The sequence below is a fragment of the Lactobacillus xujianguonis genome, assembly GCF_004009905.1.
GTDB lineage: Bacteria > Bacillota > Bacilli > Lactobacillales > Lactobacillaceae > Lactobacillus > Lactobacillus xujianguonis.
On sequence record NZ_ML136897.1, the window covers coordinates 13,915 to 28,567 of the forward strand.

A 14,653-nucleotide genomic window follows, 5' to 3' on the forward strand; every position below is an offset into this window, starting at 1 on the left:
CACCTCTGCCTTTTCATATTATTAATGGTAGCATACTTTACTATTCTATCTTTGAATGACAAGAAAAAACAGACCCTTTCGAGTCTGTTTTTTCTAACAATCCAAATTGCTATTTAGTTTTATTGCTTCCAAGCAGCGTCAAACTTAGCTTTACCATTATTAATGGCAGTGTTAATGTTTTGACCCTTTTGTGCTGCTGAAAGGATGGTTTGCATAATGCTACCTAATTGACTAAAGGTAGAGTTAGAGTTCTTGGCAACTGGGACACTGTATAAATGTTCCATCGCAGTATCAAGCTCAGCAGGAAGCTTAATATTCTTGTTTGCTTTGTAAGCACTAGAATTAATGGTCTTGTTGTTTACTGGAATGTAACCAGTAGCATTAGCCCACTTAAGTTGGCTTGATTCTGAAGTCAAGAACTTCATGTACATGAAGGCAGCAGCCTTTTGGTCAGCTGAAGCATGGTTAAACATGTAAATATCAGTACCTTGTTGCATGTTGTACTTACCAGGACGTGGAGCAACATCATAAGTGAACTTGTCACCTACACCTTGCTTAACGAAGCCTTCACCAGCTGAAGTACCAACAAACATGGCAACTTTTTCGTTAGCAAATGGTCCTGATAAGTAGTGTTCGGAACCAGCTACTCTGAAGTAGCCCTTCTTAATACCATCAGCGTAGTAGTTAATAACTTTCTTTGAAGCTGCACCACTGAAGTTAATGTTCTTAGTGAAGTCGATCCCTTCATCTTTCATCCCAATGGTGTAATAGTTTGGAAGTGAGTCAAAACCGGCACCAACAACCTTATGGTTACTCTTCTTGTAGATCGTTTCAGAAACTTGCTTAAATTCAGCCCAAGTTCTTGGGACCTTCTTAATGCCATATTTCTTAAACATATCTTTGTTGTAAGTCAAAGTTTCAATTGACTTGTTGAATGGAATACCGTATTGTACGCCTTTGATCTTAGCGCCATCAAGTAATTCGGTTCTAATATCTGAAGCCTTAGCACTACCCCAACCAACATTCTTATTGTTGATGTAAGGAGTTAAATCAACTAACATCTTGTTTTGTGCAGCATTCCAAAGCCAACCTGGATAAGCTTGGGTAATCGTTGGCAAGTTATTTGGTGATTGCAAGGTTGAATTAATCTTAGCTTGCAAATCATTATAAGCCCCTTGGTTTTCAAGCTTAATCGTAATCTTAGGGTTCTTCTTTTCGAACTCCTTAGTCAAACTTTGTAAAGTCTTTTGTTGGACACCAACCATACTATTCCAGAAAACAACAGTTGTCTTCTTGGTAATCTTGGATGGAATCTTATCAGAAGAACCTGATGAAGAGTTACTGCCTCCATTTGAACAAGCGGCAGTTCCCATCAAAGCTAAGCCAGCAACTGCTGCCATAGCAAGTTTTTTACTAAACTTCATTTGGATATATCCTCCCAAATACTAAACTAAACAACAATTTTTTTGATTCACTAAAGCGTGATAGTTTCACCGCGCTTAGGTAAAATCCGGTTACCATATGGGTTCTCTTCCAACTCCGGATGCAATGTGTGCACCGGTGCTAAAATAGCTGGCTGAACCTCTGAAATTATTTCCTTGAGTTCTTTTTCATCTGCGTGACCAGAACAACGCAAAGCCTTGTACTCAATCTTGTGTTGGGCGAAGTTTTCAACAAACGGCTTATAAGCTGGATCAAAATTACCTAATGGCTCTGCATTAGAGTGAATGTATAATCCGCCTTCTTGCAAGTGATTGTAATCGCCAACTGCTTGCCAAAGGTATTCATGATCATCATGTAGAAGCTCTTCATAAGCTACTTCTAGTTCTGGATTTAGATCGGTGAATTTCTCTTCCCCTGGCAAGTAATAATATGGATAATCCTCATTAATACTGCGCTTAATCAAGTGTGCTCTTGCTGCATGAAGAACCACCTTCCGTGGTGAATCAGCAATAATTCTTAACAAGCGTTCCACATTAGTTGGATAAGTATTAAAGGTAATTTGCCGTTTAGGATTAATATTTTGTAAGCGGACAATTTCTTCAGTTAATTCTACTTCATTCTTAGGACCAGTGAATTCTTCACTGTTATCATCGTGCTTTTCTTCAGGCCAGGAAACTCCAGTCCCTTCGATAATAAAAAGATCACTACCTTTAGCAGCTGCTAAAAATTCATGCACCCAATCTGGATGATAACCATGTAAACGAATATCACCAGTAAAGGCAATCTTTTTATGATCAGGTGTTTTAATAATTAAACTCGTTGCGCCATAAGCATCGTGGTCACTTGGCCAGACTTCCATGGTTAAGTCGCCAACTTGAATCGGTTTCTTATATTCAGCGGCAATAATTGGTCTGGTGTATGTCTTATCATGACCAGCAGCTGGCAAAAGGAAGTCACCTTTTTCATTCAAAGCCGGTAACATTTCTGCCGTAATTGGGCCAGCATATAATGGAATTTCCGGTGCCAATAAGTTTAGAGCCTTACTATGATCCAAATGCAGGTGTGAAATAAAGGCTGCTGCGTGTTCCCAGCGCTCAGTATCGATTTCTTTTCCTGTTACTTTAGGATCATAAAAATTCGGTACATCCCCAATTAATTGATATTTAAGCAAAGTTTGAAAGTCTTCGTCTTCTAGCTTTAAGCCTAATTCTGGCCGATAAACTTCACCCAAATCAAACAAAATATGTGATTTATTGTAAGCTACTTCAATCATTGGCCCACCAATCGTGGTTAAACCATTATAAAAAGTAACTGTTGTCTTATCCTTTAAGGTCATTACGTACTACCCCTCTAATAATTTGCTTTCTAAAGATAAAGTAGAGAATTAAGATTGGCAACACTGTTAAAGTGGCAGCGGCTAATTGTAATTCCGTTTCACTACCAGCATCTGAGGCAAAGGCAGTTAAACCGTTGTTTAACAGCCGCATACTGTCTTCATTAGTAACCAATAATGGCCATAAGAAGGAATTCCAACCGGAAATAAAGCTTAATAAGCCGACCGTAAACAAGCCACCTTTTGACATTGGTACTAAAATTCGCCAAATATATTCCCAATCGCTAGCTCCATCAATCATCGCTGCCTTATAAATGGTAGTTGAAATTGAACTAAAGTAGCTTTGCAAATAGTACATGTAGAAGATTGAGGTTAAGAATGGTAACACCAAACCAATGTAGGTGTTAAGCAAACCCATTTGCGCAATCGTGTTGTAGTTTGTAAAGATAATTGCTTCCCCTGGGACCATTAATAAGGATAAGAAAACAATTTGAATGGCGTGCTTGCCTTTAAAGTGCAAGTTAACCATCGCAAACGCGCCCAATAGAGAGTTAAATAAACTTACTAAGGTCGTCACACTTGCAGTAATAAAAGTGTTTAAGAAGTAACGAGCAAATGGTGCTTGCGCGAAGACTTTTGCAAAGTTACTCCATTGCGGACTTTTTGGCCACAAGGTTGGCGGAATGGTGGTGGTCTCTCTGAAAGTCATCAAGCCCCCTAAGATCATGTAGATGAATGGGAAGACCGTAATAATTGCAAAGAAGATCAAAATGATATAGGCTACTAAAACGCCCCAACGAATCTTTTTCATCTTTTACCGTCCCCCAATCTTCTTCATCATCTTCCGTTGCAAGAAGGTAACGAACATGATGATAATAAACAAGACAACTGTTGCGGCCATGGCAACACCTGGTGTACCAACCATTTGGAACTTGTTATAAATATAGAACACTGCCGTGGTAGCTGAGTTACCAACCCCAGCTTGACCGTTAAACAAAGCATAAACGGAAGTATATACTTTGAAGGCGGCAATAATATTCATCGTTAATAAGAAGGCTAAAGTTGGTACTAATTGTGGCATCGTAATGCGCCAGAATTTTTCAGTTCCACTTGCGCCATACATATCGGCGATCGTGTAATAGTTAGGATCGATATTTCTCAAAGCTCCCATTAAAATGACAATATTGAAAGCAAGCGAAGTCCAAACCCCAAAGATAATAATGGTAGTCACTGACATCGCCGGATCATCAATCCAGTTAGGAGCTGGTAAATGTAAGGCTCTTAAAACGAAGTTTAACATCCCGTATTCACCATTGAAAATATAGCGGAAGACAATCCCGATTGCGATCGTTGAAGTTACGTAAGGCATGAAGAAGGTGGTTTCAAAGAAGGCCTTATTTTTCACTTTACTAAAAATAAGCCAAGCCAATAAAATCGAAATTGCTAAGGCAACGGGAACTGAAATCAAGGCATAAAGCAAAGTATTTCTAATTGCTAGCCAAAATTCCGGATCTTTAAAAATGTATTGGTAATTGCTAAAGCCAGTCCAAGATAAATTAATGAGTGACCCGCTTTGAAAACTCATAATAAAGGCCCGAATAATTGGATAGATACTAAAGAAGGTAACAAAAATGATTGTGGGCGCTAAAAACAACCACGCCTTTGTCTGATTCTTCTTCATTAGTAAACACGCTCTCCTTCTGGGGTAAAGAGGAAGACACGATCATAGCGCATCTTCAATTTAACTTGATCGCCTGACTTAACTGGTTGTTCCAAATCAACTAAGGAGCGAACTTGTTGGCCTTCGTGATCAAATTTCAAAATTCGTTCACGACCAATTAATTCCACATCTTTAATTTCTGCTGGAACAATCCCGTCAGCAGCAGGGACAATGTTTTCTGGACGAACAGATAAGACATAGTCCCCATCAGTTAAATCGCGCTTAAAGCGGTTTTTATCTAGTTCAGAAACATCAAAGCTGAAGTTAGCTGCAGTGACTTTGCCGTCAGCAACTTTAACTTTGAAATTGTCAATTACCGGATTACCAACAAAGTTAGCAACAAAGTAATTATTAGGATTAAGGTAGAAGTTTTGACCTAAATCATCTTGTTGAATTACGCCTTGGTGGAACAAGATAATCTTGTCCCCAATTGAAAGAGCTTCTTCTTGGTCGTGAGTAACAAATAAAGTCGTAATGCCCACTTTTTTAACCAAAGAACGAATTTCTTCACGAATTCTTAACCGTAAACGCGCATCCAAGTTACTGAGTGGTTCATCCATCAGCAAAATCTTAGGTTGTTGCACCAATGCCCGCGCAATTGAAACACGCTGTTGTTGACCACCTGATAATTGACCAGGCTTTTGATCAGCTAACTCGGTAATTTGCGTTAATTCCATATACTTACGAGCGATTTTTTCCGCTTCATCTTTGGACTTTTTATGTTGGCCCACAGTTAACGGAAACATGACGTTTTGTAAAACTGTCATATGTGGATAAAGCGCATAGTTCTGGAAAACATAACCGATTTGCCGGTCCTTAGGCGCAATATTGACCACTGACTTGCCGTCAAACAAAATATCGCCGCTAGTTGGACTAAGTAAGCCCGCTAACATATTTAAAATAGTGGTTTTACCACAACCGGATGGTCCTAATAAACAAACCAAGTCGCCTCTCTTAACTGAAAAGCTAACATTCTTGATTGCTTCGTGACCGTTATCATATACCTTACGAAGATTTTTAACTTCGACAAATTTTTCGTCATTCATAAGTACAAACACCACAATATCTAGATAATAATTTTTAGAATTTCCCTATTAATTCTAAAATATAAGCATGAAAAGCACAAATAATTTTAATGAAAATTCGTAGTTTATCAAAAATCTGCCACAAAAGTTTGTGAAAAAATCTTTCTTTTTCATTTATTTACTAACTTTATTTTCTATTATAAAAAAATAGTTTGCTTTTCTAGATCTTGTATATCTTTTAACTAATACTTATATAAAAAGACTACTGCGACTGCAGTACTCTTTGTTAGCTATTTAATTAAAATATTTAGAAAATTTTTCCGAACAATCTCAAATATTCTCTGAACAAACTCTTAATTAAAGGTTATCGCCACGTTCAAATTGATACTTAGAAGAATTTAATGCTTCACGGACCAAATTGCTCATCAAGTTCTTCGTCTTCTTAGTGATGACACCTGCGGTTTGATCATTGGCATTGGTTAGATACTTAATCAATTCCGTACCTTCAAGGTCCTTGACTTTAGCATCAATCTCGTCAACCCGGCCCACCGCATAACTTTGGCAATCATCGCGGTAAGCATTGACTTCGTAAATGTATTGGTGATAACGAGGTTCAACTAAGACTTGTAAGGTCTTGTAAAGCCAGTAGGCACTGCTATCTGGGTCAACAGTGTGTTCAGCGACCTTGTAGTTAAGCGGAGTGTCTTCAATATTAGTATAGAAAGGCACATATGGTGAATATGCGTAAAAGCCCATATTAATCCATTGAATACCAGCCATAGCTGCCGGAACATCGTTTCTGATTTGCAAGATGCTTGATTCTTGGTTGCGATCCAAGGCAATTGAACGGAACATCTTTTGTTCTTTTTCGCTGCCAGATGAGAAAGTGTCCATTGGATCATATGGCGTACCGTTGTAATGACTAGTCAAAAACTTTTGCACATCTTCAACGCTAATCTTCTTTTCCGGTACACGAGTAAATGGCATTTCTTGACTAGTCGGATCTTGCTCAATACTTGGGTTAAACAACTTTTGCCCATACCAAGTTCTTGGTGTGTTGTAGAAGGCATCAGCTTCATCTTTAGTCCCAAAAATATCTCTAAATGAAAAACTACCATCAGTACTATTGTTCAAATGATTCTTGGCAACAAACTCTTGAATGCCTTCTGAATACATAAAGTTGTCGGGATCATCAAAGTCAACGTGTTGAATCACCATAATGTTAGGACAAATAGCGTAAGAATCATCTGGTACCCGCGCTGCTACCCATTGGTGACCAGCACCAGTTTCAAGATACCAAACTTCTTTATTATCAGAAAAAGCAATCCCGTTACTTTCACCAGTACCATACTTTTCGATTAGGCGGCCTAAGCGCAAAACCCCTTCACGCGCAGTCTTAACAAATGGCAAGGTAATGTAAACCATTGAGTCTTCATTAATTCCGTCTTTTACAAGGGGATCATGACCTAAGCAGCGAGCATTGGTTGCTTCGGTTTCGGTTGCTGACATAGCCACATTATATTCGTTAATACCTTGTTCATCCCAGCGGCCTTCTGAGTCATCAGCAGTAGGAGCAGCAGTCCATTTGCAGCCATCACCTTCAAGGTGCATCTTGAAGCCGTTATATTTTGAAACATAGTCTTCATCATAATGACGAGCTGGGTTCACTACAAAGAGCTTTTCGTTGATGCCGCCGTAACCGTCTTCATCACGCGCAATCATCGTTGAGCCATCGATTGAGGCATCTTTACCAACCAACATGGCTGTACAATTATCTTTTTTCATTGTCGTACTTCCTTTGAAATCTATTTATCTATATTCTACTACTTATTCATTGACCCGCATCTGCCGATCAACCTTGGCCCGGCCGTTTTGATAATTAAAAATATAGCCCGGCTGTACATTAAATAAGTATACATTAAAGTCGAGTGAGCCGTCAGTTGCCACAGCTTGCAAATTGATCCCACGGGCCATTAATTCATCCCCGTGAAAAACTGGCGTTGCTTGATAAATGACCCGCTTATTCTGCCGCAAGGCCTGACGAATCTTGCTTTCAAAAATCGTTTGGATCTTTTGGTTAGAAAAAGCTGACTGTGTAAACAGATTCTTAGGGTTATTTTGGTCCCCTGATTGATCGCGTGGATTATAGTCACCACTTTGATTAATCCCCGCTGAAACTGAATAAGCAATTAAGTGACCACGATTGTAAATCTGGGTACGATTGCGGCGATTATAGTGCCAAGCCGTGGGCTCCACGAATTGCCGTACCCGCAAGCTATCATTAGCAACATTACGCCGCTCCAAAAAAGCGGTATTGGAATGCGAAGTCCGATTTAACTGATCTAGATTGGCATAAATTACCCGATTAACCTTCCACGCGCTTTTAATCAAAGTCGAGCGATCATGATTAAGAACCAGATAGGCTTTGTCTCCACTTTTAAAATTCAAAGCTGCTAGTTTTTGATAATCAGCCCGGGTTAAACCACCATACACTTTTTGTGCGGTGCCCATTTTGTTTAAAGAACTATCTGTCGACGTATTTTTAGCAAAATTATTACCATTAAAATTCTGTCCGCCTTTAGTATAAATTCCCCAAGCAAGAGCTATTACTAACACAACAATTGATAAAAAAGTATTCTCTTTTCTGCGCCTTTTTCGTCTGTAAGCCATCATTTTCCCTCTCTTATGTATAATTTCTTATTTTAACTTACAGAACGCTAGTTTGCAATTACTGTAATAAAAAAAGCTTGGCTAAACCAAGCTTTTTCATTAAGCATCTTGTGTTTTCTTAAGTTTAGAACCAAGCCAGTATGGTAAGGCAACAAAGACTAAACCGCCGATGATGTTACCAAGACTGACCCACAGCAAGTTGTACCATAAACCGCCCATCGTTACCACGCCGGCACCTTTAGCAGGATTAAGTAAAGCAACAATCAAGGTAGTCATATTAGCAACTGAGTGTTCAAAACCAGATGAGAAGAAGGCTAACAAACACCACCAAGTCATCAATAATTTAGCTGTATCATCTTTAGTTCTAAAAGTTGACCAAACTGCCAAGCAGACCAAGATATTACACAAAATTCCACGTAACACTAATTGGAATGCTGGAACTGACATCTTGGCTGCGGCTGCTTTCGTAAAGACAGTAGCAACTGCAGGAATATCAAAGCCTGAAGTCGTAAATAACCAGCTGAGTAAAGTGGCGCCAACTAAATTCCCTAACCAACAAATAATCCACAGACAAATTGCTTGGCCAACAGAAACTTTATGCTTAAACATCCCGGCACCCATCACAAAATTGTTACCAGTGAACAATTCTGCCCCAGGAATAATGACTAAACTCAAGGCTACCCCGAAGATCAAACCTTTAATTAAACCGGAGGCAGGATTATTTCCTAGCTGTGCACCAATCGTAAAAGCTAGCAGAATCCCGAAACCAATGTACATCCCTGCTAAAATTGACAACGCAACATAGCCAAGCGGATTACTTTTTAACACACTAAACTTTTTGGCGGCAGCGTTTGAGGCTGCTTCATAGGCATCTGCATACATAAAATTCTTACTCCTCACTATTATTCGAATTTCTGCCTATATTATATAATCCTTTAATTAAAAATGTAAGCGCTTTTTGTGCTATTTTATATGTCTTTTAGTGATAAAAATAATTATTTTATATAAAAATAAAGAGAAGTTATAATTAACTTCTCTTTTCTAGAATTATCGTGGTCAGAAACCACTCACTTTATTTACGATCTAGCCCAATCATCTAACATGTTCAAAAAGAAAGTTTCCGACAAGCGGCTAATTTTCGCACCTTGCTTAATTAATTGACGTGCCAGTTCCAAGTCAGCATTATCTCGTCTAAAGAAATCATGGTCCCCCATGACTAAGTAATTAGTTTCTGCAGACACACGATCGGCCACTTTACCACCCATATTTTGGATCATCTTGGCCGCATCAGTTTGATCTAAATGCAGATTGCCTGATAAAACGATCTGCTTATTACTAATGGGATTATAAAAACTTAATTCCCACGGATTTAATTTTTCAGCAGTTAAGTCTAAATTCTTCACCTTGCTTTGCGCCTTAGCTAGTAATTCTGGCGTAAAGTGCTGGCGAAAATCATCATAAACCTTCTTAGTATCAATTGAATCATCTAGACCGCGGTGTTGTTCAACTTGGGCAATCCCAGCCCGCTGCATGCAATCAATTAAGCGATTATGCCGCTCACGTGGATAATAGGCTCTAGCCAGACGCAAGACATCGACATAGTCATTATTTAGTTCAGGCAAGTGATATTTTTTGGCTAAATCATAGACAAAGTTCAGATCAAAATTAACGTTATAACCAATAATTACATCATCGCCAATAAATTCTCGAAAATCATGACTAGCTTCATCAACGGGAATACCTTCATTTAAGATTTTTTCTTCGGTAATGCCGTTTAACTTAGTGATAAAGGCCGGTACCTTATTTGACTTATCATAAGCGACCAAATGGCTATATTCGTCAACAATTTCACCATTTCTAACCTTGATTCCACCTAGCTCAGTTACTCGATCACGATAAGGACTAAGCCCCGTAGTTTCAATATCAATTAGGGTATAATCTGTTAAAAATTCTGGCTTTTCTTGCCCTTTATGACGCAACTTTTCTTGGGCACCAGGAACTTGCAAGATCCCATTCTTCACAATAATACTCATAAATCACCTATTTACTTATTTCCATCATAAAGTCATGTGGCGTTTGACCCGCAGCAATTACGCGCTTTTGCAGACTATCAGCTAAATCACTAGCCTCTAGATCGGCAGCAATATACTTCCAATTAGGATATTGGGCAACTAGGTTAACCATCGGATCAAGTAATTGCGGACTAGTCTCATCAACGCCTAATTCCAACACGACTAACTTTTTATCTTCATTACCAGTTAAGAACCAGCGCAAGCAGGTATTGGCATCAGTATCTGGGAAGAAATGCGCATTTAGCGGCATATGCAATTCCATTGGTGAATTACAATCTTCACACTTCGGTACTGCTCCGTTTCCAGCTAAATATTGCTTAACCACTGCTAAATCAGAGAATTGCCCATGATTAATCCCGCTTGAACATTGCATCCTGGTCCAATCACCAAAGGCATTAAAGATGCGCTTTTCATTAATACCAGCCTTTTCAAAGAAATGCCCAAAGGTACTAGTAGCAATAAAATATTCTTTACCTGCTAATAACTGCTTTAAGGCCAGCATGGTTTCACTAGGTTCATAGTCTAAAGAATAGTCCTTGATCAATTGACTCCAGAATTGCCATTGTTCATCCCAAGAATCAAATTTCTTATCCAGAGCATCCCCAATGGTATGGACGTGGTATTTTTCAGCGATTTTACCAAAATGATTATCAAATTCTTCTTCGCTTAAAATATCTAAGCCTTCTTCGCGGGCCAGACCATTGCCTGCGGTTACGACCACTGCATCAGCATCAGCTAACCACTTTTTTGCTTGTTTAATATCTGCCATATTATCTCTTCTTTTCTGTTACTTTGAATATCCGGTGAAACGTAACTCACCAGAAATATATTCGCCTAAAAAGACATCGTTAACACTATTATAACCTGCTACCTGCACTTCTTGATCCAGCCAAGCTTCATCGCGATGAATTAATTCCAAAACATCTTCATTTACTTGCCCATCACTGATGATTGGAAAACGAATGTTAGCTTCATCATTTTCAATAATCGTGAGTTGCCCATTTTGTTCAAAAATACAATTCTTAACCTTTTCGACAGAATAGATCCCGCGGCTGCGTAATTTAAACATTAATTCATTAGCAGAAATCCCGGCCTTCATGCAATTAGCAACCAAAACCTTACCATTTTTGATTACTTGAACCGGTTTGCCATCAATAATATTGCGGACAAAACGGTTGTGGTCACGGGCAAATTTTAAAATGAAAACTACTAAAGTCCAAAGAACTAACACTAATAAAAACTGCAAAACCGTAATACTTGGATTATAGATAATCCCACCAATTACTGCCCCAAGGACATAATTCTGCAATTGATCAAGGGCCGTTGTCGGAGCTAAATTGCTTTTACCAAATAAATTAATTTGAATAATTAAGGTTAAAATTCCTAGTCCTAATTTAATGAAGAGTTGTGTATAGTCAAGTTGCATTTTATTCCCTCACATCTACGCGATGATCAATTACATGGGCGCGCGTCAAAGTATAAGTATTCCGATCCGGATTCAGATTAAGTTGATAATCAATTCCTTTAGAATCAATGCGGACAATCATCCCATCGACTAAATCCGTTGAACTAACTAGGACGTCGCTGTCTTTGACATTTTCGTCTTCTGCGACCGAATTAATAAAGGGCACAATCTGTGTTGCCTGAGCTTTTCGCGTGTTAATTTTTACATATTTTTCATACTGCGTCCCGGCAAACAAAAATAAAAAAAGTAAGGCAATAATCCCTAAATCGCGGTAGCGCGTAGCAAAGCGGTTATGCAAATAAAGCAAGGTGAAAACAATCATTGCGACAGCGGCAATCAGCATTAAAATATAAAGCATTGTTTTATCAGCGTTTTGATTATTTTGGATATATTTTAAAGTATAAAATGTCATAGCTGCATCCCCTTTTTATCGTTTAATTATAGCAAAAAAGATGATATCCCTTGATACCATCTTCAATACTTTATTCAATCAAACTTACTTAGAAATTTCCTTCAATCCAGCACGCCGACGTCCCAAGTTAAACCATGGAGAAACAGTGAAGGCCAAAATATCATTAATTACATAGATCAATGAGTTAACGGCCATGGCTAAAGTAGCATCACCTTGGGCAAAAGTTACGCCCCAAAGGATCAATTGGAAAACCCCACTAGCAGTCCACCAGAAATATTGGTTGTTGTAACGCATGAAGCACATAATTCCGGCAGTTAATGAAATTGCAAAACTAATGGCATCAATCCAAGGACGAGGATCATTAGTAAATTTGCCGATTAAGTAACCACTAACCGCATAAACAACTAAAGTCCCAATAATGGCAATTGCCCATTCCTTATGGCCAAACTTGCGCAAGTGGTTCTTAGTGTCATCGTTCCATGACTTAACTGAAAGAATAACTGGCAAGTCCAAAGTGGCGATATAAGCAATTTGTTCAAAAATTGATAAGTAGTTCTTAGCAGCTAAACCAGCATAAATAAAACAAGCAGCAGAAATTAAACCTAACCAACCATTAACGGCCTTAGTCGCATTAATGGCTAATACACAAAGCGTTCCCAGCAAAGTTCCGATAAAAGTAATAATCGTCACTGTCATGATCTTTTCTTGAATCAATAGGGCTAATTGAAAGCCAAAAGCAAAGAACCATAAACAATAGTTTTGTACTGGCCATCCCTTAAGCTGATTCCATAACCAAATAAAATAATTTTCTTTCTTCTCTGATGCAACGTTTTGCATAAACTCGACTCCCTTATTATATTAGGTTCACAAGAATTCAATATCTTGTGCCTTATCCGTCAAAAGACATCAATATCTAGTATAAGCTTATTAATTTTCAATACAAGATTGAATTTCTGCGAAAATTTTGTTATGGAGAAAAAGTACGCGATGAAAAAACATCCCGTATTGTGCAGGGATGTTTTCAATCTCTATTAACTTTTCTTATATTATCCAACACATTTTCAAGTAACATTTCTTGATGCTGAGTTTGAATTCGCTGATTATTTTCAATTTTGGCAAGTTCCACAGGATTAATTCCCACTGCATCGGCAAACTCTCTAATAAATAAATGCAACTGCTGCCGCAATTTTTTTATTTTTGCTGGTGTTACATACCCTTTTCTATTTCTGTAGGCATCAAAACTGCAATGAACATTTTCCATTGGATATTTAAAGTCACCCCATAGCTTTCCTTTCACATCACGCCAATAATGATTTATTACTATGAGATCTTTTTCATCCTTAACAGTTACTGTCTTTGGTATCCAGACGTCAGCATAAATATCAAATCTGTCTAATTCTGGATTAAATAATTTTTGTACCATATTATTTCTGATTTCTAAAAATAATTACATCTTAAACTTTAAATCAAAATTATACTGCCTTCATTGTCTCATTAAATCATTTATTCATTCCGTATTTAATATCATGAGAAAAAGAAGATTCATAATTATCATCGCTTGGCATCCTATCAATATTTTTCAAAATAGTATCAATATCCAAGCTATCCATGAAATCTTGAACATCTTCTTTAGTAAAATTTACCTTGCTTAAATCCATAATTTTCCCTTAAGTAAAAGAAAAACAAAAATAGGATGTGCTAAAAACACATCCTATCTTGCGATCGCATAGCAATCAAGCGAATTAGATTAAAGGTATAATAGTATTTTTACTATTAAAGATCAAATTTCAGTATAAAAATAGCATCGTATTTAGTTTTTTATTTAGCAATACTAATTGAACGATAGTAACGATATCTAGCATTAGGATTCTGTAAAGTCAACTGCTTTACACTTTTTCCATGTTTCTTAACTGTAGTTACCCGTAAATCACCACCAAAGTCATTATCACCATGATCCAGCCAAAATGGATCAATACCTAAATATTTTTTACCTTCTCTTTTGTAAGTCCAAGTGCTCATCCAATGATGCTTTTCTGCATATTTACTTGCCTTCATCTGATACTTATAACCTTTTTTAAAAATACTACTGCTTTGCTTATACAAAGTATATTTACCATGTGGTAGATTCTTACCCAAATATGGCAAGGTAATTGTATGAGCTGTAATTTTAATTTTCTTGAGACCATGACCATAATCCTTACTGTACCATGTACCCCGTAAAGATTTATCCGTCGTCACTATCTTTCCCCGACCATATGCGGCTTGTACTTTATTAGTATTAAGCATCCCTAATGCTACAAAAGCTACAAAAAATGCTACAAAAATTTTTATTCTCTTCATGCTTGAATTCTTTCTGCTATATAAAACATAGAAATATGTAGAAGCCTGTCTTTCTACATACCAGAAAGTAATATAGTTTTCCTTTCTTTATTTTATTTACTGGCGTCATCATTAGTATTCCGATATTCCAATTTAGGAGTAATCGCATTGACCAACTCTTCCAGCTTCAGGGC

At 37.7% G+C, this 14,653-nt stretch carries 16 protein-coding genes; all 16 read right to left on the minus strand.

What is annotated here, in order from left to right; genetic code table 11:
- Positions 1–119: 119 nt before the first annotated feature.
- The 16 genes from EJK17_RS09200 to EJK17_RS11485 all read right to left on the minus strand — a co-directional run bounded on the left by EJK17_RS09200 (position 120) and on the right by EJK17_RS11485 (position 14,480).
- Entirely contained in the window at positions 120–1,424 is a 1,305-nt protein-coding gene (locus EJK17_RS09200; protein WP_103662391.1) for an extracellular solute-binding protein, read from the minus strand.
- A gap of 50 nt (positions 1,425–1,474) precedes the next feature.
- Complete coding sequence (locus EJK17_RS09205) at positions 1,475–2,779, minus strand: MBL fold metallo-hydrolase (RefSeq protein ID WP_103662392.1); 1,305 nt, start codon at positions 2,777–2,779, stop codon at positions 1,475–1,477.
- Positions 2,763–3,587 (minus strand): carbohydrate ABC transporter permease, encoded by an 825-nt coding sequence (locus EJK17_RS09210; protein ID WP_103662393.1) that lies wholly within the window; start codon positions 3,585–3,587, stop codon positions 2,763–2,765. The genes EJK17_RS09205 and EJK17_RS09210 overlap by 17 nt, the downstream gene beginning before the upstream one ends.
- Before the next feature lie 3 nt (positions 3,588–3,590).
- Positions 3,591–4,457 (minus strand): carbohydrate ABC transporter permease, encoded by an 867-nt coding sequence (locus EJK17_RS09215; protein WP_103662394.1) that lies wholly within the window; start codon positions 4,455–4,457, stop codon positions 3,591–3,593.
- Positions 4,457–5,542, minus strand: a complete 1,086-nt coding sequence (locus EJK17_RS09220) for an ABC transporter ATP-binding protein (RefSeq protein WP_103662395.1) — start codon at positions 5,540–5,542, stop codon at positions 4,457–4,459. The genes EJK17_RS09215 and EJK17_RS09220 overlap by 1 nt, the downstream gene beginning before the upstream one ends.
- A gap of 336 nt (positions 5,543–5,878) precedes the next feature.
- The gene (locus EJK17_RS09225) at positions 5,879–7,306 is read right to left on the minus strand and encodes a C69 family dipeptidase (RefSeq protein WP_103662396.1); all 1,428 of its coding nucleotides are present in this window, start codon (positions 7,304–7,306) and stop codon (positions 5,879–5,881) included.
- 42 nt (positions 7,307–7,348) lie between these two features.
- A complete protein-coding gene (locus tag EJK17_RS09230; RefSeq protein WP_127796379.1) occupies positions 7,349–8,191 on the minus strand; it encodes a DNA/RNA non-specific endonuclease in 843 nt (280 codons plus the stop codon).
- A gap of 99 nt (positions 8,192–8,290) precedes the next feature.
- Entirely contained in the window at positions 8,291–9,073 is a 783-nt protein-coding gene (locus EJK17_RS09235) for a formate/nitrite transporter family protein (protein WP_103662398.1), read from the minus strand.
- 194 nt (positions 9,074–9,267) lie between these two features.
- Positions 9,268–10,224, minus strand: coding sequence for an exonuclease domain-containing protein (locus EJK17_RS09240; protein WP_103662399.1), 957 nt, complete (start codon positions 10,222–10,224; stop codon positions 9,268–9,270).
- A gap of 7 nt (positions 10,225–10,231) precedes the next feature.
- The gene (locus tag EJK17_RS09245) at positions 10,232–11,032 is read right to left on the minus strand and encodes an SIR2 family NAD-dependent protein deacylase (protein WP_103662400.1); all 801 of its coding nucleotides are present in this window, start codon (positions 11,030–11,032) and stop codon (positions 10,232–10,234) included.
- Between the two features lie 18 nt (positions 11,033–11,050).
- Positions 11,051–11,689, minus strand: coding sequence for a DUF421 domain-containing protein (locus EJK17_RS09250; RefSeq protein WP_103662401.1), 639 nt, complete (start codon positions 11,687–11,689; stop codon positions 11,051–11,053).
- A gap of 1 nt (position 11,690) precedes the next feature.
- Entirely contained in the window at positions 11,691–12,140 is a 450-nt protein-coding gene (locus EJK17_RS09255) for a DUF3290 domain-containing protein (RefSeq protein ID WP_103662402.1), read from the minus strand.
- Positions 12,141–12,224: 84 nt separating this feature from the next.
- The gene (pnuC, locus tag EJK17_RS09260) at positions 12,225–12,977 is read right to left on the minus strand and encodes a nicotinamide riboside transporter PnuC (protein WP_103662403.1); all 753 of its coding nucleotides are present in this window, start codon (positions 12,975–12,977) and stop codon (positions 12,225–12,227) included.
- 184 nt (positions 12,978–13,161) lie between these two features.
- Positions 13,162–13,563 carry a helix-turn-helix domain-containing protein gene (locus tag EJK17_RS09265; RefSeq protein WP_103662404.1) on the minus strand — a complete coding sequence of 134 codons (402 nt, stop codon included), beginning with the start codon at positions 13,561–13,563 and terminating at the stop codon, positions 13,162–13,164.
- Positions 13,564–13,639: 76 nt separating this feature from the next.
- Entirely contained in the window at positions 13,640–13,798 is a 159-nt protein-coding gene (locus EJK17_RS11480; protein ID WP_161494930.1) for a hypothetical protein, read from the minus strand.
- Positions 13,799–13,958: 160 nt separating this feature from the next.
- On the minus strand, positions 13,959–14,480 hold the full coding sequence (locus EJK17_RS11485; RefSeq protein ID WP_103662405.1) for a hypothetical protein: 522 nt from the start codon (positions 14,478–14,480) through the stop codon (positions 13,959–13,961).
- Positions 14,481–14,653: the final 173 nt, after the last annotated feature.

Bases quoted from the DNA above. Each gene is read 5' to 3' on its own strand.
- EJK17_RS09225 (WP_103662396.1), bottom strand. From the start codon at position 7,306: ATGAAAAAAGATAATTGTACAGCCATGTTGGTTGGTAAAGATGCCTCA.
- EJK17_RS09230 (WP_127796379.1), bottom strand. From the start codon at position 8,191: ATGGCTTACAGACGAAAAAGGCGCAGAAAAGAGAATACTTTTTTATCA.
- EJK17_RS09255 (WP_103662402.1), bottom strand. From the start codon at position 12,140: ATGACATTTTATACTTTAAAATATATCCAAAATAATCAAAACGCTGAT.
- EJK17_RS11480 (WP_161494930.1), bottom strand. From the start codon at position 13,798: ATGGATTTAAGCAAGGTAAATTTTACTAAAGAAGATGTTCAAGATTTC.
- EJK17_RS09200 (WP_103662391.1), bottom strand. From the start codon at position 1,424: ATGAAGTTTAGTAAAAAACTTGCTATGGCAGCAGTTGCTGGCTTAGCT.
- EJK17_RS09265 (WP_103662404.1), bottom strand. From the start codon at position 13,563: ATGGTACAAAAATTATTTAATCCAGAATTAGACAGATTTGATATTTAT.
- EJK17_RS11485 (WP_103662405.1), bottom strand. From the start codon at position 14,480: ATGAAGAGAATAAAAATTTTTGTAGCATTTTTTGTAGCTTTTGTAGCA.
- EJK17_RS09245 (WP_103662400.1), bottom strand. From the start codon at position 11,032: ATGGCAGATATTAAACAAGCAAAAAAGTGGTTAGCTGATGCTGATGCA.
- EJK17_RS09235 (WP_103662398.1), bottom strand. From the start codon at position 9,073: ATGTATGCAGATGCCTATGAAGCAGCCTCAAACGCTGCCGCCAAAAAG.
- EJK17_RS09220 (WP_103662395.1), bottom strand. From the start codon at position 5,542: ATGAATGACGAAAAATTTGTCGAAGTTAAAAATCTTCGTAAGGTATAT.
- EJK17_RS09240 (WP_103662399.1), bottom strand. From the start codon at position 10,224: ATGAGTATTATTGTGAAGAATGGGATCTTGCAAGTTCCTGGTGCCCAA.
- EJK17_RS09210 (WP_103662393.1), bottom strand. From the start codon at position 3,587: ATGAAAAAGATTCGTTGGGGCGTTTTAGTAGCCTATATCATTTTGATC.
- EJK17_RS09215 (WP_103662394.1), bottom strand. From the start codon at position 4,457: ATGAAGAAGAATCAGACAAAGGCGTGGTTGTTTTTAGCGCCCACAATC.
- EJK17_RS09250 (WP_103662401.1), bottom strand. From the start codon at position 11,689: ATGCAACTTGACTATACACAACTCTTCATTAAATTAGGACTAGGAATT.
- EJK17_RS09205 (WP_103662392.1), bottom strand. From the start codon at position 2,779: ATGACCTTAAAGGATAAGACAACAGTTACTTTTTATAATGGTTTAACC.
- pnuC (WP_103662403.1), bottom strand. From the start codon at position 12,977: ATGCAAAACGTTGCATCAGAGAAGAAAGAAAATTATTTTATTTGGTTA.